Origin of the sequence: Bifidobacterium crudilactis, from assembly GCF_000738005.1 — a bacterium.
Classification (GTDB): Bacteria; Actinomycetota; Actinomycetes; order Actinomycetales; family Bifidobacteriaceae; genus Bombiscardovia; species Bombiscardovia crudilactis.
On record NZ_JHAL01000002.1, the window covers coordinates 1,006,389 to 1,025,064 of the forward strand.

An 18,676-nucleotide genomic window follows, 5' to 3' on the forward strand; every position below is an offset into this window, starting at 1 on the left:
CAGCAAGGCACGCAGGGTGGCGACTCGGGTAGGCGGCGGCACACCAAGAGCCGCCTCCACGCATTGGACACGGTCCACATACATCATCGAGGCCTGCACATTCGACCACACGTCCGTGCAGGCCTCGATGATTCCGCATCGGCATGATGGACTGTGCTCATGACAGCACAATCATCTCAGATACAATCTTCCGGCAATCACGACACCTTAGGCAGCGAACTGCTGAATCCCAACATCGATGCACAGGCACTCGGTCGTTTGGGCGAGGAGTTCGTCTCATCCTGGTTGAAATCCAGAGGATGGGACATTATCGACCGCAACTGGAGCAGCAGGTACGGGGAGCTCGATATCGTGGCTTTCGACGATGAGCGGACACTGGTGTTCGTAGAAGTCAAAACGCGCAGAAGCAACCGGCAGGGCACCGGGCAAGAGGCCGTTACCTACAGAAAACGCATGAATCTGCGGTCAGCTGCGTCACAGTGGCTCCTGGCCCCCGAACACCGCTGCCGACGCAATGGCCTACGCTTCGATGTCGTCGCCTTGGACGCGTCCGGTGCGTCATTGCGGATACGCCATATCATGAAGGCGTTCTGATGGCCATCGGAACCGCACAGTCCGTCGGCATGGTGGGGCTACGGGGCTTCATCGTGCAGATGCAGGCCTTCATATCCCCCGGCTTGCCCCACTTCTCCATCATTGGCCTGCCGGATACCTCGGTCAACGAAGCCCGGGAACGGGTCAGGTCCGCCTGTTCCGCGTCGGGATTCCGATGGCCGGAAACCCGCGTTACCGTCAATCTGTCACCGGCCTCACTGCCCAAGCGCGGTGCAGCGCATGATCTGGCCATTGCGGTCAGTGTGCTGGCCGCAGGACGAATGATTCCGACCAAAGATTTCGACGGCATGATAGCTCTGGGAGAATTGAATCTCGACGGCAGCGTGCTGCCCATCAACGGCATCCTCCCCATGCTTATGCACGGCGCCCGGCGTGGAGTGCGGAAGGCTTTCGTGCCGGCCGCCAATATGGACGAGGCGGAACTGATACCGGGAATCGACATCGTCGGTCTTCACCATCTCACTGAACTGATTCTGCAATTAGGCGGCACCTGCGAATTGAAGACGTCGAGCGCGAATACCTACGCCGAGTCCTCGTCTTCTCCCCTGTCGAATGTTTCGGTCACCGGTCCCGCAACTCTTGGAAACCGTGACCCTGCAACGACATCCCCTGCGCATCGACCAGGGTCAGGCGGAGTGGACATGAGTCAGGTTTCCGGTCAGGAATCGGCGAAGTGGGCGTTGACCGTAGCCGCAGCGGGCGGGCATCATCTGATTATGACCGGACCGCCGGGCTCAGGAAAAACGATGCTGGCGGAACGATTGCCGACTATCCTGCCGCCGCTTGGCGAGGTGGAACAGCTTGAGGTAGCTTCGATACGCTCATTATGTGGCACTCTGCAGCAGTACGGGGTCACCGATATCCCGCCTTTCGAGGCTCCACATCATACCGCCTCGAATGCATCGCTTGTCGGTGGTGGCGGAGGGCTGGCTCAACCCGGAGCCATCACCAGAGCCCACCACGGCGTGCTGTTCATGGACGAAGCGCCTGAATTCTCACCCAGGGTGTTGCAGTCCTTACGCGAACCATTGGAAACCGGTCTCGTCGCTCTTGCCAGATCGCAAGGAACCACCGTCTATCCGGCACGATTCCAACTGTTGATGGCTGCGAATCCATGCCCATGCGGCTTTGCGTACGGGACAGGGGAACGTTGCACCTGCGCGTCGCGGGAACGCCGTCGATATTGGAATCGGCTCTCCGGACCGATACTCGACCGCATAGATATTCAGACGGAGGTTCTTGACGTTCCATGCCTTCCTGCCGACTCCGGTTCCGAGAAGGACAGCAGCGAGAGCATTCGAGCGACAGTCATTGCCGCGCGAGAACAAGCACGGCTCCGATACCAGGAACATGGCTGGCGATGCAATGCGGAGGCGACAGGCGGATGGCTGCGCGAGCATAGCTCACCGGCGGTGCTGGCACGAGTAGACCAGGCCCTTCGTACATCACTGCTCAGCATGCGCGGCGCGGACAGGGCATTGCGCTTGGCGTGGACTCTTGCCGACCTGCATGGACATGACGGCCCCGAAACTGAAGACATTGACCTGGGCATACATCTGCGCACCAGACTGTCCTGAATGGACCGGTCACCAGCGCCCATCCGGACGACAACCACTCCTTCTCACCATCACCCCGACATAACCCACCATCACCGCACTATCACCTCACCACGAAAGGGAATCAAGGACATGAATGACGACCCCCGCGAGGGGAACACGGCACGAGAAGCGACGGATGCCAAGGAACATCCACACCAGGCATCGCAACACGACTCACCGTGCTCGACCTCGACAATAGCCGTGACAATGACCTCAACAGCGGCTACGACAGCTGACACGACAGTAAGTGAATCCGCGAAGCCTGCCCTGCAACAGCACGACCACGCGATTCCCGACATGGAAGACACACTTGCCAGGGCATTGTTGAGCTACTGCGCCGATGGTCCTGACCCCATCATGCACAACTTGGTCCTGGCCAGCATGAAAGGCAAGATGGAAGGACCTGCCGCCATCCTCGATTGCCTCAGGCGGGAATACTCCTGCAAGACTCCCGGAACCGGACGGTATGCGCAACGTTTGCAACATGCCTTCATGGAATACCTGACTGAAGTCGAACCCTCACATATTGACACAGGGCGCAGGTCATTCACCACGAGGATGGACCGCTGGCTCGTTCGATATGCCCAGATACCCGACCTTCGCGATGAGGACCTCCATGCATGGATCACCGCAGGTGGAAAGTATTGGATACTTACCCCGGAACATCCGCACTGGCCGAAGCTTCTGAATGATCTGCACCTGCGTGCCTATGTGCCTGTTCCTCTGTGCCTATGGGGGCAAGGCCAGTCCTCAACGCTGGCGCTGTGTCAACAACCCGTTGCGATTGTCGGTTCACGCGAACTGGACGATTACGGACGGCAGGTGACACAGGCCATAGCCTGCGCAGTGGGCAACGCAGGCCATGTCGTGATTTCCGGGGGTGCCATCGGTGCGGATGCCTGCGCGCATCACGCTGCAATCAGTTGTCGCAGCGGAACATCCAGAAAGAGAAGGCCGGACGATGCTGACTCATCGGGGATGACCGTCGCCGTCTTCGCAGGAGGGCTCGACCACATGGGACCTGCCCGAAATCTCGAACTCTTCGAAGCCATACTCTCATCCGGCGGCACGCTGCTCAGTGAGCTGAGCCCCGACACCATACCTGCGGCACCGAGATTTCTCTTCCGAAACCGCATCATCGCCGCCTTGGCAGGCTCGGTGGTCGTGACACAGGCCAGAGTACGTTCGGGGGCGTTGAATACCGCTCATTGGGCGGATATGCTGTGCCGTGAGGTCTATGCCGTCCCGGGCATGATAACCACTCCGAACAATGCGGGCTGCAATGCCCTGATTCGAGATCATAAGGCCGAATCCATACTCAAACCCGAAGAAGTGGCGAACCTCGTCCCCCATCGGCACGAACCCATGCGACGCTCATCAAAGAAGAGGGCGGGCACCACAAGTTTGCCTATCGGAGGTCTGTTTCCTCAACAGGCGACATCAACACCGGTAGCCGATAACCATACAGGCAACGGCAGCGAAACGGGCAGTACGGATACGACATTCACGCCCCTTCAGCACAGCCTGCTGTCCATCATTCGCACAGCATCCTCGAATCGGCCGTTGCGAGTCGAAACATTACTGACCATGTTCAATCGGCGCCACACCGAGGGGAACCTGTACGGCAATACCTCTTCACCACCACAGACGCCGCCGACCATCGAGCAGGTATTGACGGCACTCGGGACCTTGGAAATCGCAGGATTCATCGCCTACGACAACAGAGGCCTGCTCAAGACGGTCACGCCCGGGAATCGGCAATCGCCATGACTGTGACGCATACGCCATCGTTGTTCAGTGCCGCTTCATTCGTGCAGATTCGGCATACGTCATCACCCTGCGCAGCAGAAGACCGTCAGGCATCCCATTGGCACCGCTCGAGGTCCACACGCCACCCTTGAGCACCCGCCGCTTCCGCACCCCCTTTAGGGATGAATCGCACATGCTCGGCTTCAAGCAATTCGCGCTGTCGCTCCGGTCCTCCGAAGGCAAAACCCGGTGCCAGGGAACCATCCCGAAACACCACGCGATGACAGGGAATCACCCCGGGTTCCGGATTCACATGCAGAGCATATCCGACGATTCTCGCATTACGCGGATTCCCCGCCAAAGCCGCGACCTGTCCGTAGGTCGCTACTGTTCCTTCCGGAATCCTGCGCACAACCTCATACACACGTTGGGAAAAATTGAGTTCTGCCATAGCACCATCTTCAACGTGGCGCTCGACAGGTGCTCGACAGTCATTCGGCAGGGCGACGCTCCGGACGCTGACAAGAAATGCTGATGCCCTCTCCGCCTGTTGTGCAACAATCGGTGTCATGGATTCGAGTGAGCTTGAAGAATATTATGACGCCGTCATCGTAGGCTCGGGGGCCGCCGGATTGTCCGCAACCCTCGCATTGCTGCGCACATGGCAGGGCTCACCCTCGACGTCCGGCACACTTCCCAAAGTCCTGGTCATCTCCAAACTTCAGGCGTTGCGCGCGCACACCGGATCGGCGGAAGGCGGCATCGCCGCAAGTCTGGGCAATGTCGACAAGGATGACTGGCATTGGCATTATTTCGACACCATCAAGGGCGGCGATTGGCTGGTCGACCAGGATGCGGCTCGTCTTCTGGCCGAGGAGGCGCCCTCGACGGTCATCCGTCTGGAACATGATGGGGTCGCCTTCTCTCGAACGCCGGACGGCCATATCGCGCAAAGGCGTTTCGGAGGCCACACATCCGATTTCGGCGGCACCCCAGTTCGACGTGCCGCATTCGCCGCAGACCGAATCGGACATCAGATACTGCACAGCCTCTGGCAGCAGTGCGTGGCCTTGGGCGTGCACTTCGCCGAGGATTGGTATGTATGCGATTTGTCATTGGATACACGTGACGTCAGCGAAACGGACGGCGCTGCAAACGTCAATCGCGTCAATCGTGTCAATGGCGTCATCGCCGTCGACACTCGGACAGGCACGGTGCGTGGCATCAACGGCACTCATGTGGTCTTGGCAACGGGCGGTGCAGGCCGGCTGTTCACCACCACCTCCAACTCCTGGGACCTGACCGGTGACGGCCTATCCCTTGCCTTGAACGCCGGACTGCAGATTGAGGATGCCGAATTCATCCAATTCCATCCCACTGGTCTGGCTCATACCGGTATTCTGCTCTCGGAAGCAGCCAGAGCGGAAGGCGGGGTTCTGCGCAATGCCGATGGCGAGGCTTTCATGGCACGATATGCACCGGAACACGCCGACCTCGCCGCCAGAGATGTCGTATGCCGTGCGATTCGCGAGGAAGTGCTCGCCGGACGGGGCGTTCCAGATCCGCGCCAGACCAATGGTCCGAAAGACTGCGTGTGGCTCGATCTCCGTGCCCTCGACCCTGCCCATATGGAAGCGACCCTCCCCCAGGTGTGCGAAACCATCCGCGATGTCGCCGGTCTCGACCCGAGCAAGGACCTGATACCCGTCAAGCCGACGGCCCACTACACCATGGGCGGCATACCGATTGACACCAGTGGCCGCGTCTATACGTGGGAGAACGGAGAACGGCATGTCGTCGGCGGCCTCTACGCCGCCGGTGAATGCTCATGCGTCGGCGTACATGGCGCCAACCGTCTGGGTGGTAATTCCCTGCTCGACGCCTGCCTCTTCGGCACGCATGCCGGGGAGAGCATAGCCCGCGACCTTCTCCACGACGTTGACGGCGACTCGAATGGGCCAGACAGCGGTCACAGCAGTATGATTCCCCCAACCGACATCACCGCATGGCAGGAACGTCTGGATACGCTGCTGCATCCTGCCGCAGACGGCAACCACGACCAAGCAACGGCGATGGATGAGCAGGAAAAGGGACTGCGAGCATCCACGCACAACAGCAAAGCCGACGGTTTTGCCGGTGCCGATGCCGACAACGCCTACCGCGTGATGGCCGACCTCGGCGCATTGATGGAAGAGCACGTCGCCGTGTCATGCGATCAACAGAGCATCGACAGTGCCAGACACCTTCTGGAGCAGGAGTTCAGCTCGAGGGTCCGGCGGTTGAAGGCGCACAGCGAGTCCGCCGCATACAATCAGGAGCTCATTGCGATTTTCGAAGCCGAGCACCTGTTCACCCTGGCCAAGGCCGTCCTGAATGCGATGGCGGCTCGCTTGGAGTCACGAGGCTCGTTGAAACGTCGCGACTACCCGGAACGTGACGATACGAGATTCCTGGCGCATTCGATGATCGACACGGAGGGTAAGCTATGTTGGCAGCCGGTGCATATCCTCGACGTGCCGGCCGCCCGGCGTGAGTACTGATATGTCTCCGGCACTCGATGACCGTATACAGAGAGGAAGGGAACGATGACGACAACACCAGCACAGCGGTCCAACGGCTCTATCGCTCTGACCCTTCGCGTTACGAGATTCACCCCTCGCCAGGAACGAGCAAGGAAGCAACGCAATCCTTTCGCCGCTCAAAGCGCTTCTTCTCCTTTCGCACAGCGCAAACGGCAACGGGGTAAGCAGTGGGTTCAGGAATATCAGCTGAACGTATATCCGCAGGACACGATTCTGGATTGTCTGCTGGCAGTCAAGCGCGATATCGACCCGACCCTGGCCTTCCGCTATTCATGTGGTCACGGGATGTGCGGGTCGGATGCCGTAAGCATCAACGGCACACCGACTTTGCTGTGTACGGCGACCGTGGCGGCTTGGGCGAAGAAGGATACGCCTCTTCACGCCACCGACTCGAGCGGATTCCGCCAGACCGGTGTGTCTTTGAAGACTTCCGCAGGACCGAGCGCAAAGAATGACGAACAGTGCGAAATCCAAGAGCATACAGCCCCGTCCGCAGGCTTCGACGGTCTCGGTACGAGCAACGAACAAGACGGCACCCAACATAACGGTGCCGAAGCCATGACGGTCGACCTTGCTCCACTCCCCGGGTTTCCGGTTCAGCGCGACCTGATTGCCGATATCGACCAGATGATGGAGCAGATCAAAAGGCTCAAACCCTACCTCCAGGCCAGCGGGCAGCTTCACACCACGCAGGATGGCGCGGTGAACATGTTCGAATATCTGCAGAGTCCTGAGGAGCTGCAGCGATTCGAGCTGCTCAGCAATTGCATTGCCTGTGGCGTGTGCGAGGGAAGCTGCCCGGTTTATGCGGGTGGAGAGGCATTCATCGGACCGGCGGCCCTTGTCATCAACTCCCGGTTCATCAACGATTCTCGTGACGATGCCACCAAGGAACGCCTCGACGATATCAGCGATGCTGACGGCATCGCCGCCTGCCAATCCGTGCGGGCATGCTCCCGTCACTGCCCGAAAGGCATAGACGTAGGAGAAGAGATGTGGAAGCTGGTCGAACTCCGGCCCTCTGGGAGATAACTGCACTAAAAGGACAGCTTTTGGGCAATGATTTCTCGGAAAAGCTGTCCTTTTAGTGCAGTTATCTCATTCAAAGCTCACAGAACCGGCTCTGCCGCGACAAGACATCCAGCACCAACACCACTAGAGTATGACATTATGAACAAAACCTCTTACACCAACCTCTCCAAGGCTTGGGAATTCATCGAGTCGCGTGCGGTTGACAAGCAGCGCAGCTATTTGCAGGAAATCCGCAGCAAGGTCGAGTCGCAGGGACATGAACAGGGTTCCGCGGCACAAGCCTCGTTCCTCAATACACTGATAAGGCTCACCGGGGCCCGGTCGATTATTCTCGTCGGCACGGCTGCAGCTGTGGAAACCGTTGAAATCATTGATGCCCTTCAAGGAGGCGGACAACTCACGGTCGTCGACTCCAGCTCTGACGGTGCAGCAGTCATCCGGGCCATCTTCAACGACCTCGACGATGAGAGCGACACACGCATGCGCGCGGTCAACGCCTCTGCAGGAGTGTTCCTGCCTAGGTTGAACGCGGAGGATTACGACCTCATCATCGTAACCGGCGACGCCTCGAATTACCTTGCCAGCTATCAACAGTCATCACGCCTGCTGAAACAAGGCGGAGCGACCGTATTCACCGATATGTTGGGATTCCAGGCATCCGATTCACAGGGAGGGCTGCTCAACCCGGTCGATCGTGATGCGAAAACCCTGGAGCTGCGCAAACTGCTGAGCATGGTCGACGATGACGAGACCACAGACAGCACCCTCATACCGGTCGGCACAGGAATGCTCATCGCCACGCATCACTGACCCATCGACCGTCATGTACTCTCAATGATGTGATGCCTGGCGGTCGCAGCCTGATGTTCTGTTCCCAGACCGGAACGTTCATCAGCCTACGAACCGATGATCCAAATCGCGTGTGGACTCAGTGCTCTCCGATACCGCTGGTGGCCACATCCACAGCCTCGTCCGCATCGTCAGTCACAAGCACCCGCTCCGGGTCGAGCGCAGAAATCATGCCGCTTTCCATAACCGTGGTGTTCAACCAGTCGAACAGCCCCTGCCAGTATTGCTTGTCATACAACACCACGGGGATGCTTGACACTTTGCTGGTCTGGACGAGCGTCAGCAGTTCGAACATTTCGTCCAGAGTCCCGAAACCTCCGGGGCAGATGATGACGCCCGAGGAATACTTGACGAACATGGTCTTTCGCACAAAGAAATACCTGAAGCTAATGCCCAGATTCACCCAGCTGTTCACACCCTGCTCGTGAGGGAGTTCGATGCCGAGACCGACGGACTTGCCGCCTGCGAGCGCGGCACCTCGGTTGGCAGCCTCCATCACTCCGGGGCCTCCCCCGGTGATGACGGCGATGCCGCGTTGTGCGACTTTCTTGCCCATATGCCGTGCCGCCTTATACACCGGGTCGATACGTGGCGTCCGTGCGGAGCCGAATATCGACACCGCCGGTCCTAGTTCAGCCAAGGCGCCGAATCCGTCGACGAACTCCGATTGGATGCGCATCACCCGCCAGGGGTCCATGTGCAGCCAGTCCGTGCTGCTGACCGGTGCGAGAAGGTTCCCTGTGGTGTTGTCTTTCGGAATCATGTGCCCGCGCATGATGACCGGGCCCCGATGATAGGTATCGCCAAGTGGTGACTGTGATTCCTGCTGCTCGGGTGCATCCGTGCGCTGGTTGTCGTTCAAGCCTTCATCTGCCTGATGCTGCACTGATGCGTCCGTCTGTGACATCTCTCCTTCAACGGAGATGTCACTCATGTCATTGTCCCCATGCTTCTTTGCATTCGCGGGTTTGTTGCCGTGCTTGCCGCTCTTCGCCGAAGCGGCTTTCTTCGTAGTCATGGTCTTGTTATGAGACTTTTTCGCCATTCGCGCTCCCTTGAGATTTTCCCACCACTAGGGTATCAATGATTCCTTTTGTTCAGCCTGTTGCGATGCTCGGGTGGACAACCCACACAGACAATTCAGCTGGAATTCATCCGGCGCTCGTAAGGCCCGGTACGATAACTGCATCAAAGGACGGCATTTCCGTGAATTCGTAGCACAATGCTGTCCTGTTGATGCAGTTATCTCACTCAACATGGCTGCTGGCTAAGGGCGAATCGGTCAGGCGTCCTTTCATACCGCTGTATCTATGACACAGCACCAAGCTCGTCATATCGCTTAGCCTGGGCATGCAGCATGAATGCCGATACGACCGCCGCAATCACCGAGGCCAGCAACACCCCTATCCTGCTTTCCGTGATGAGCAGAGCATCCTGGTATGACAGGGATGTCAGCAGCATCGAGACGGTGAAACCGATACCGCAGGCGACCGCCATCGGGATAAGGTCGACCACACGCAGATGTTGTGGAAGCGAGAGCTTCAGCACTCTTGTCGAGAGCCATGCGGTGCATATGATTCCCAAGGGTTTGCCCACGCACAGTGCAATCACCACACCACACACCACCGGTGAAAACAGCTGTCCGAAGCCCGCGGAACCCAATTCCACTCCCGTGGTGAACAAGGCGAATGCCGGAAGCGCTATCAATGACGAGTAGGGCAGCATGCGTTTCGCGTAGTGTTCAGCCCTGGAGCGCTTTTCCCTATGCACCGCTCTAGCCGGGGTGAGCAGCCCGGCCAACACCCCTGCAAGTGTGGGGTGTATACCGGCTTCGAACATCATTACCCATGTCAGTACCCCGATTAGGGCAATTGGCAGCCACGGCACACGCTTGAAACGAATCAGCCAGCGCCATAGCGCCGCACATACGGCTATACCCACGAACCAATACCATGCATTCACGTGTGAGAAGAACACGGCGATGATGATGATGGCGAGCAAATCGTCGACGGTCGCCAAAGTCATCAGAAATGTTCTGATGGCTCGCGGCAGAGCTTTTGCAAAAATCGCCAGCACCGCAAGAGAGAAGGCTATGTCGGTCGCGGTGGGTATGGCCCAGCCTTGCGCCAGGGCGGAGAACGTGCCAGTGGCTCCCGAAGCGCTGCCAACGAGCAGACCGTCCGCTCCGCGCGGCCACAGCGAGAGCGTCGAGATGAAGAGCACCGGTGGCACAATCATTCCACCGACCGCACAGATCATCGGCACCGCCGCATGCTTCGGATTGCTCAGCGACCCGTTGCGCAGCTCCTGCTTCAGCTCCAATCCCACCACCAGGAAGAAGATTGTGAGCACGCCATCCTGAATCCAGTGGCTCACCGTGAGGTCGATATTGCTGAAGGGTATGCCGATGGGATACTCGGCAACACGTCTCATGGTTTCGGCGGTGAAGGGCATATTGGCCAGAGCCAGAGCGATGACGGCGCACAGCAGCGTCAGGATTCCGCTCCCCCGTTCCGATTCCGCCAGCCTTAGGAGCTTACCTTTGAAGTCTGCAAGAATTCGATTGACTGCCACTCCTCGTCTATCCTCGTTCGCCAAGCGCACGGGCGATTCCCGAACACGCCTGTTCCAGCATCGTTCTCGGGCATGCCAGATTCACGCGCTCGAAACCCTTGCCGGAGTCGCCGAACAGCGCTCCTTCGTCGAAGAACACCCGCGCACGATTGCGCATGAAGTCGCGCAGTTCGTCGCTGCCCATACCCAGTCCCCGGCAATCGAGCCATGCGAGATAGGTTCCCTCGGGTTCCACGAGCGTCACACCCTCCTGTGCCTCAGCGAAGCTTCTCAACACATCAAGGTTGCCGTCGAGATATCCGCGCAGCTCATTCAGCCATGCCTCTCCATGCTCATACGCGGCCTGACACGCCACAAGACCGAAGTGATTCACGCTGAGACCTGCGACGTTGTCGGCGGCGATGTCGAATCGCCGTTTCAACTCAGGATTGGAGATGACGACATTGGAGGTTATCAATCCCGCGAGGTTGAAGGTCTTGCTAGGTGCCGTGAACTCGATGCAGTTGGCGGCCACGTCCCCGCCAAGGGTGGAGAACATGGTCACTTCATGCCCGTCATAAGCGAAATCGGCGTGAATCTCATCGACCAGCATCGTGACATCGTGACGCAGACATATCTGTGCCACCGTAGACAGTTCGTCTCGGCTCCATACACGTCCCACAGGATTGTGGGGGTTGCACAGCAACATCGCCGTGCATCGGGGGTCGGAGGCTTTGCACTCCAAATCGGCATAATCCATCACATAGCGTCCATCGTCGCCGAGCACCAGTTCGTTGTCGAGAATGCTCAGACCGTTGCGCACCGCCGCATTGGTGAAGGGGTAATACACGGGTCTTTGGATGATGACGGCATCCCCCGGGTGGGTCACGGCTCTTAAGGCCGTAAATACGCCGGTCATTACCCCGTCGCTTACGGAAATCCACTCACGCTTGATATCCCAATGATGGTGCCGAAGCATCCAGGATTGCACCGCCGCGTAATAGGCATCGGTGCAGTACTCGTAACCGTAGATGCCGGTATCCACCGCCCGATGGAGGGCCTCCTGAATTTCCGGGGCAGTTTTGAACTCCATATCCGCAACCGAAAGCGCAATCACATCATCACTTTCCGGCCCCATGACCTCACGCACTTCGGCCCACTTCTCGGAAGCCCAACCATGATGGTCGATGATGGTGTCAAAATCGTACATGCTATCCCTCTCCAACGCTATGCCCCGTATTGCTCAGGTATTCCTGCCATCTGGCGGTATTGCAACACTCGGTTCATGCTACAGCTCTGGTCGGAACACTCGGTAACGGTATTGCGCACACACTTGACGGAGATTCGTGACACACCGGTTTGCAAAACACGGTCGACCGAGCTATTGTATTCGAGTTGCCTAAAAGCTTCGGCATGCGGACAACATGCGCCAGTAGCCCAATGGATTAGAGCAGCTGACTACGGATCAGCAGGTTGCAGGTTCGAATCCTGTCTGGCGCACCAGAAGCCTTGGAATCCTTGAGATTCCAAGGCTTTTACTTTTCTCCGACTTCCTTTTGTGAATTGACGCACCCCTCACCCAAGCGTCAGTATCACGTCTGCAACCCACTCGAATCACTGCAGCACCACACAGCTGGAACATGGAATGCGACTGCGTGTATCGGCACGCGAAGCCAGATAATTTACTGGCTTCGCGTGCTAATGCACACAGTTCCGAGGAAAGAGTCAGACCAGATTCGCGTCTCGTTCGGCACGCTTCGACAGGTAGTACGGGCGGATAGCGAACGCGAGCATCAGGCCGCCGACGACGAGCAGGACGAGAATGCCGACACCGCCCGTGTAGGGCAGGTTCGCCAGACTCCACGCCGGGTCAAGGACCATGACATGCTTACCATCCTGGGACACGTAGGCCAGGTTCGTGCCCGACGTGGCATACGTGACCTTCGTCACCAGCGTCGCATCCGCATCCCACTCAGGAAGGATATCCACCCCGAAATCCGACACCGCGAAATAACCGGAAGGAGCCGTGGTCTCCTTGAACGAGAGCTCACGAGCCTCCACGCCCAGCAACGACAGCGTGCCGTCAGCTTTGGTGGTCACCGTAGTGGCACTGCCCGTCTCACCATCGACCGCCAGACGATACACACCATCAGAGCCCACGAACTTCAACGGCTGCCCGTCACGGGACACCTCGAACTCCACGCCACCAAGCCTCTTGGACGGGTCATCCTTGTCCAGCTTCACCACGTCCAGCTTGAACGTGTAGGCGTTCGCCGTCGCGGCCTTCGACTCCAAACCAGCACCCGCATCCGTCCAACCGTTGGATACCTCGCCGATACGGGAGCGGGTCAGGGTCGCGGTATTCACATTCGGCTTCAACGACTCCCCCTCAACAGGAGACGACACCACAGCCGACGCACTCAACACCGCCTTGTACCGGAGTCGCATCAACGAACCCGCAGGCACCGTGTTCTTATTCCGCACACCACTAATGCCGTCCGACTCCGCGAACAAGACCTTCAACCCGTCCACCGACAACTTATCACCAGACACCACAATCGACGAGGGCGGCAAAGTCTGCGGCTGGGTGGGCGAGAGCGCATCCACGAACACCTCAACCCCCGACCCATCAGCAGGCAACGTCAACCCCGACGCCGCCACATCAGCCACATCGAACACATACGAGTCATACGACACCGACGAGAACCCACTCAAGTCAGGCACCCGCAACGCTATCTCAAACTCCACCTCGGAGCCCACATCGAAGCCATCCATACCCGCATCGTTCACTATCCGCTTCGCAATATCCGTCACCGTGGTCTTCAACGCCGCCTGGCCAAGGCGAGGCTTGCCCTTAACCCCGGCGTCCACGAAATCCACGAAACGACCTTCATCACCGAGAGCCTCGTTGAAGACCTTCGTACCCACGATAATCGGCAAAGAACCACCAGACGACTGCGTGGAATCCACGATCAGATACAAGCCCGGACCAGACACCTTAAGCGTTGCAGAGCCAGAAACACCAGCAAGCGGCATACTCTTGACCCCACCCAGCTCCGCATCACTCTTACCAGCCAACTGTTGGGCAAACAACTGCAAACTCCCCGCATACGGACTAAACGCCGAAGTCACATCATCACTCAACGGGTCAGTCGGATACCCAAGCCATTTCGCCGCCACCCAACCAATAGGATTATCCGCATCCACATTCGAACCACCAGCAATCTCAGCGGCATCCTTCAACACCGTGCCCAAACCCTCAGAAGTATCCAAACGCACACTCTTCAACGCACCAGTCTGGTCAAACACCTCGTCCTGGTAATCACCAATCCTGTACGCCGTCAACGTGCCCGCCGTGGTGCCCGTCAGCTCGATACCATAGGAAACCGGGTTCCTGATATCCAACGCGCACACACCATCACCATCCGCCGTCACGGTCCCCGTCACCGGCTTGGTCGCACGATTCGACCAACCCACCGTATCCGAACCATCCTCCTGACCCCACACCGACAAGATGTAAGCCTTATCAGGCGTCAACGTCTCGCACGGCACCACCATATTGCCATCCGACTTCGCCGCCGCATCACGATTTGTCCGACCCGAAGCCACCACCTTGCCCGAATCATCAGTAGGGTCAACCAGCTTCCACCCCAACCCAGACTGCACGTTAATACCCTCAGCATCCGTCAAGTCCGACGCCCCTGCAAGATTCTTCAACTCCCACTTGCCACCGGACACCTGCACGATAGTCGGCTTCCCCGTCAACACCACACTCGTCCCAGCATCCACAAACGTCAACCGCAACGAATCAGGAGAAGCGCTATTCGGAGCATTCAACACCTGAGACTGGTCCCCACTATGCGCCGACAGCAACAGGTTTTCAAAATTCAGACGAAGAGCGGGCCGCAACCCGTCATCAGCCCAGTACGTATAGTCACGGGGCACGGAACCGGTGCTATCCACATGGAACGCTATATTCGTGATATCCCACCGAGCAGAGCGCAACCAAGAGCCCAATGCCCCATTGTTACAAGAACCGGCAGAGCACCGGCGCTTCGCTCTGTCATCGGAAACAAGGCCATCGCTGACATTGAAATACTCAGCCATATCACCGGTCGACAACGGAAACGCACGATACAACCCAACTGAGGTTTGCTGACCGTTAGGGCCCGCGGCGTCGTATCTACCCGTGCAACCAACAGCATTTGTACACACCGCATTCAACGGCGAGGCAGCACCCACCTGTTCCAACTCGACATCTGAATAATACGTATTCGAACCCAAGTGACGAGACACCCTAGCCACATACGACTCATACGACGCCACGCCATCATTAGCAGTACCTGCATCAAACGTGTTACACGGCCCCCAGGCGCACGACGTACCACCGGCAAACGTGAACGGACTGGTCATCACATCATCAGCCCACAACAACACCTCATTCGCAGCCAATCGAGTCGTCGACGAAGTCGCCCAATTAGCATATGTGGGCGGCTGTGGATTACGATTCTTAGGGTCCGCGGGGCCTTTACCCAACACCAGATACTTGCCATCAACCTGGGCCGCTGTCTCGGTGCTGACACCAGCGATGTACGCCGCATTCGCCAACGACCCCGACCTGCCGAACAGCACTTTACGAGCATTAGCCTCGCTAGTAATTGACCGCATCGGCATCTCACCAGCTGACATTGTGCTGAAATACCCATCAGGCCCCAGCTCCACCTCCCCACCCACCGCTCGCTCCGTCCGCACCATCACCAACACACCAGCCAAGAACATGAACGCTACAAGATGAACACAAAGAAGAACGGAAATTCTGTTCTTCACCTGTGAGCCACCAGCAACATCACAAGAATCTAACCAACGCATACTCAGCACCACCCTAGGGATGTCAAAAACAGCACCCCCCCCCGCGACCGGAAAACCGCCCCGCCAAAACCGCCAAATTGTTGTTGCTATATGTCAGGACTTCCGTGACACAGCACAGCGCACCCCACGCGGAGGGAACATGCCAGAAACATGATGTCGTTAATCATACATGTCGTATAGTTTGTTCGCTGCAGGCCAACAAACTGGCAGCACTCCACCACACATGGCGTACCTTGATACATGCAGCATGTGAATGTAGCCAATAGAGGCCAGGACTCTGCCATGCCGTTGTAGTCTCTATCGTATGCAGCTGATAGAGATGTGGCGTCTTGACGCCGACAAGGTATTTGACCTGGTGTCATCCTTTCCGCAGGATGAGAACGGTTTTGAAAATGATGCATGGAATATGCAACGAGAGGACATCCCCCGCTATCTTCACACTCTGGAAGATATCGCACATGGAAAAGTGCTGCATAAAGGGTGGGTGCCTGCCACGAAATTCGTGCTCCTCGATGATGACGACAACGCTGTCGGCATCTTCAACCTCAGACATCGCCTGAATGCGCACCTGCGAAGTGGTGCGGGCCACATCGGCTATGGCATTGCGCGCGCATATCGAGGACGTGGCTACGCTTCGAAAGGACTGCACCTGTGCCTGCTGAAGGCGAAAACGCTCATAGACGAGAACGAGGTGTATATGAGCGTGCTCAAAACAAATCGTGCCAGCCTGGCCGTCCAATTGAAGAACGGTGCCCGCATCGACCATGAGGACGAACTGGAATACTTCACCCGCATCACGCTGTAAATCACCCATGAAGCTGGTGTGATACCTGGCCAGATGGGTTCCCGGTGTCTTCTGACAAGACCTTGACCACCCCTTGGCGTTTTCCACGTTGCCATCAGGCAATGTAACGCGAGTTCGCCGACGAAGTGCCGTCACAGGAGCGCTTGTCTGCGCTCGGTAACATCCCCGTTGTCAGTCCGAAATGTTTCATGAGCATGACACTTCTAGTGTGGAGCCTACTTCGTGGATGGTGATACGGGATGCGAGAGAAGGCGGAACATGAGCGGCGATAAACAGCGCACACTGAACGAGACGAGCAGCCCCGCCGTGGCGAGAGCAAGATTCCGCGAAGGTGACGTTCAACCCACCGCCGGCATCTCACGAGGATTCGCGCAGGCCAATATGATTGTGCTTCCCAAAGCCTATGCCTACGACTTTCTGCTCTTCGCACAGCGCAACCCCAAGCCGTGCCCTCTTCTTGAAGTGCTGGATACAGGAGAGACCCGACCTCGCATCGCGGAGCACGCCGACATTCGCACGGACATACCGAAATACCGTATTTGGCAAGACGGAGAGCTTGTTGACGAGGTCACGGACATATCCGACATATGGCAGACTCGTGACGATTTGGTGACCTTTCTGATTGGATGCAGCTTCACCTTTGAATTTCCTTTGATGGAGGCAGGCATAGCGATGCATCATATCGATGCCGGTCGCAATGTGCCGATGTACGACACCTCGATTCCATGCAGCAGTGCCGGGGTCTTCTCCTCATCCATGGTGGTCTCCATGCGTGGCATTCAACCGAATCGCATCGCGGATGCCGTCAGAATCTCGGGTTACTATCCCAGCGTGCACGGCTCCCCTGTACATGTCGGCGATGCCAGAAGCATCGGTATCGAGAATCTGCAATCACCGCAGTATGGCGATGCCCCTGTTCTAGAAGACGGAGATATCCCCGTGTTCTGGGCGTGCGGCGTCACACCGCAGGCGGCCGTGATGGCCTCCAAACCATCCTTCGCCATCACCCATGCACCCGGTCATATGTTCATCACCGATGTTCCAGACCAGCGGTACATGGTGTAGAGGAGGTCATGTAGAAAACGACGCGCTGGAGACGACCGGCAAAAGACGACAACCCTCTTCGCGGCAGCTTCGCACTCCCCTGGTCCACCCGCATCCCCGATATCCTTCACTAGACCCACCAATTCCGCATCCCAGCATTCTCATCCTCGCAGCACAGCTCAATCCAGAACAAAGGAGCCCGATACCGTATGACAAGCATTGATATCAACAGCGACATGGGTGAGAGCTTCGGCAGATGGCGGCTGGGCGACGACGATTCGATGCTTCGTCTCATCTCCAGTGCCAACATCGCATGCGGCTTCCATGCAGGAGACCCCTCGGTGATGCTGTACACATTGAAGGGGGCCCATGCGCACCATGTCAGCATTGGCGCTCATGTCTCGTATCGTGATCTGGCCGGATTCGGCAGACGTTCCATCGACGTGCCCATGGATGTTCTTCAAGCCGATGTGGAGTACCAAATCGCGGCGATACAGGGGCTGGCGCGGGCCACGGGAGTCGAGGTCCGCTATGTCAAACCCCACGGTGCCCTATACAACCGCATCGTCGACGATGAGAAACAGGCATCGGCCGTCATCCAAGGCATTCTGGCCATAGACCCTGAGCTCGCCCTGCTGACGCTTCCCGATTCGATCGTGGGCACCCTGGCAGACCGGTCGGGTTTGCAAGTATTCCATGAGGCCTTCGCCGACAGGGCCTACACGCCCGAAGGCCATCTTGTTCCACGTACACAGGCCGATGCTGTGATAACCGACCCGGATAGAGTTGCCGAAAGAGTGTCACGATTGGTGAGCACCGGCGATATCGAGGCAATCGACGGCTCAAGGATACGGGTCTCGGCGGATTCCGTCTGCGTTCATGGTGACTCTCCCGGAGCCGTGACGATGGCGGAGTCCATTCATCGTCGACTGTCAGCAGATGGCATCCGCCTGGCCTCATTCACGCAGCGGTGAAGAATC

The 18,676-nt window shown here is 57.8% G+C and carries 15 protein-coding genes and 1 tRNA gene; 11 read left to right on the forward strand and 5 right to left on the reverse strand.

The features are described from left to right. Window positions 1-159 precede the first annotated feature (159 nt). From DB51_RS06460 to DB51_RS09820, 3 genes are all read left to right on the forward strand, one after another. Window positions 160-594, forward strand: coding sequence for a YraN family protein (locus DB51_RS06460; protein WP_034252671.1), 435 nt, complete (start codon window positions 160-162; stop codon window positions 592-594). After that, window positions 594-2,192, forward strand: coding sequence for a YifB family Mg chelatase-like AAA ATPase (locus tag DB51_RS06465; RefSeq protein ID WP_034252674.1), 1,599 nt, complete (start codon window positions 594-596; stop codon window positions 2,190-2,192). Before DB51_RS06460 ends, DB51_RS06465 begins: the two co-directional genes overlap by 1 nt. Before the next feature lie 111 nt (window positions 2,193-2,303). Further along, window positions 2,304-3,983 (forward strand): DNA-processing protein DprA, encoded by a 1,680-nt coding sequence (locus DB51_RS09820; RefSeq protein ID WP_051867341.1) that lies wholly within the window; start codon window positions 2,304-2,306, stop codon window positions 3,981-3,983. Window positions 3,984-4,068: 85 nt separating this feature from the next. On the opposite strand, the gene DB51_RS06475 is transcribed toward DB51_RS09820, so the two are convergent. Further along, window positions 4,069-4,413 carry an MGMT family protein gene (locus tag DB51_RS06475; RefSeq protein WP_034252677.1) on the reverse strand — a complete coding sequence of 115 codons (345 nt, stop codon included), beginning with the start codon at window positions 4,411-4,413 and terminating at the stop codon, window positions 4,069-4,071. A gap of 118 nt (window positions 4,414-4,531) precedes the next feature. On the opposite strand from DB51_RS06475, the gene DB51_RS06480 reads away from it, so the two are divergent. From DB51_RS06480 to DB51_RS06490, 3 genes are all read left to right on the forward strand, one after another. Beyond that, the gene (locus tag DB51_RS06480) at window positions 4,532-6,502 is read left to right on the forward strand and encodes an FAD-binding protein (RefSeq protein ID WP_034252680.1); all 1,971 of its coding nucleotides are present in this window, start codon (window positions 4,532-4,534) and stop codon (window positions 6,500-6,502) included. 45 nt (window positions 6,503-6,547) lie between these two features. Beyond that, window positions 6,548-7,576, forward strand: coding sequence for a succinate dehydrogenase/fumarate reductase iron-sulfur subunit (locus DB51_RS06485; protein WP_051867342.1), 1,029 nt, complete (start codon window positions 6,548-6,550; stop codon window positions 7,574-7,576). Window positions 7,577-7,714: 138 nt separating this feature from the next. Beyond that, window positions 7,715-8,386, forward strand: a complete 672-nt coding sequence (locus tag DB51_RS06490) for an O-methyltransferase (RefSeq protein ID WP_034252683.1) — start codon at window positions 7,715-7,717, stop codon at window positions 8,384-8,386. A gap of 118 nt (window positions 8,387-8,504) precedes the next feature. Here DB51_RS06490 and DB51_RS06495 read toward each other — a convergent pair whose 3' ends face one another. From DB51_RS06495 to DB51_RS06505, 3 genes are all read right to left on the reverse strand, one after another. After that, a complete protein-coding gene (locus DB51_RS06495) occupies window positions 8,505-9,311 on the reverse strand; it encodes an LOG family protein (protein ID WP_423773422.1) in 807 nt (268 codons plus the stop codon). A gap of 422 nt (window positions 9,312-9,733) precedes the next feature. Further along, window positions 9,734-10,999: a Na+/H+ antiporter NhaA gene (gene nhaA, locus DB51_RS06500; protein WP_238548319.1), complete on the reverse strand. Its 1,266-nt coding sequence runs from the start codon at window positions 10,997-10,999 to the stop codon at window positions 9,734-9,736. 7 nt (window positions 11,000-11,006) lie between these two features. Further along, window positions 11,007-12,188 (reverse strand): MalY/PatB family protein, encoded by a 1,182-nt coding sequence (locus DB51_RS06505; RefSeq protein WP_034252686.1) that lies wholly within the window; start codon window positions 12,186-12,188, stop codon window positions 11,007-11,009. Window positions 12,189-12,404: 216 nt separating this feature from the next. On the opposite strand from DB51_RS06505, the gene DB51_RS06510 reads away from it, so the two are divergent. Continuing rightward, window positions 12,405-12,481: transfer RNA gene (locus DB51_RS06510), tRNA-Arg, on the forward strand. A 222-nt stretch (window positions 12,482-12,703) separates the two neighbouring features. Here DB51_RS06510 and DB51_RS06515 read toward each other — a convergent pair. Then, window positions 12,704-14,941, reverse strand: a complete 2,238-nt coding sequence (locus tag DB51_RS06515) for a SpaA isopeptide-forming pilin-related protein (RefSeq protein ID WP_156958261.1) — start codon at window positions 14,939-14,941, stop codon at window positions 12,704-12,706. Window positions 14,942-15,524: 583 nt separating this feature from the next. On the opposite strand from DB51_RS06515, the gene DB51_RS10205 reads away from it, so the two are divergent. The 4 genes from DB51_RS10205 (at window position 15,525) to DB51_RS06530 (ending at window position 18,670) form a co-directional block, all read left to right on the forward strand. Continuing rightward, window positions 15,525-15,773, forward strand: a complete 249-nt coding sequence (locus DB51_RS10205; protein WP_156958262.1) for a hypothetical protein — start codon at window positions 15,525-15,527, stop codon at window positions 15,771-15,773. Window positions 15,774-16,151: 378 nt separating this feature from the next. After that, a complete protein-coding gene (locus DB51_RS06520; protein ID WP_034252691.1) occupies window positions 16,152-16,652 on the forward strand; it encodes a GNAT family N-acetyltransferase in 501 nt (166 codons plus the stop codon). A gap of 258 nt (window positions 16,653-16,910) precedes the next feature. Continuing rightward, a complete protein-coding gene (locus DB51_RS06525) occupies window positions 16,911-17,717 on the forward strand; it encodes a putative hydro-lyase (protein ID WP_051867343.1) in 807 nt (268 codons plus the stop codon). A 188-nt stretch (window positions 17,718-17,905) separates the two neighbouring features. Further along, complete coding sequence (locus DB51_RS06530; RefSeq protein WP_034252693.1) at window positions 17,906-18,670, forward strand: LamB/YcsF family protein; 765 nt, start codon at window positions 17,906-17,908, stop codon at window positions 18,668-18,670. Window positions 18,671-18,676 lie beyond the last annotated feature (6 nt).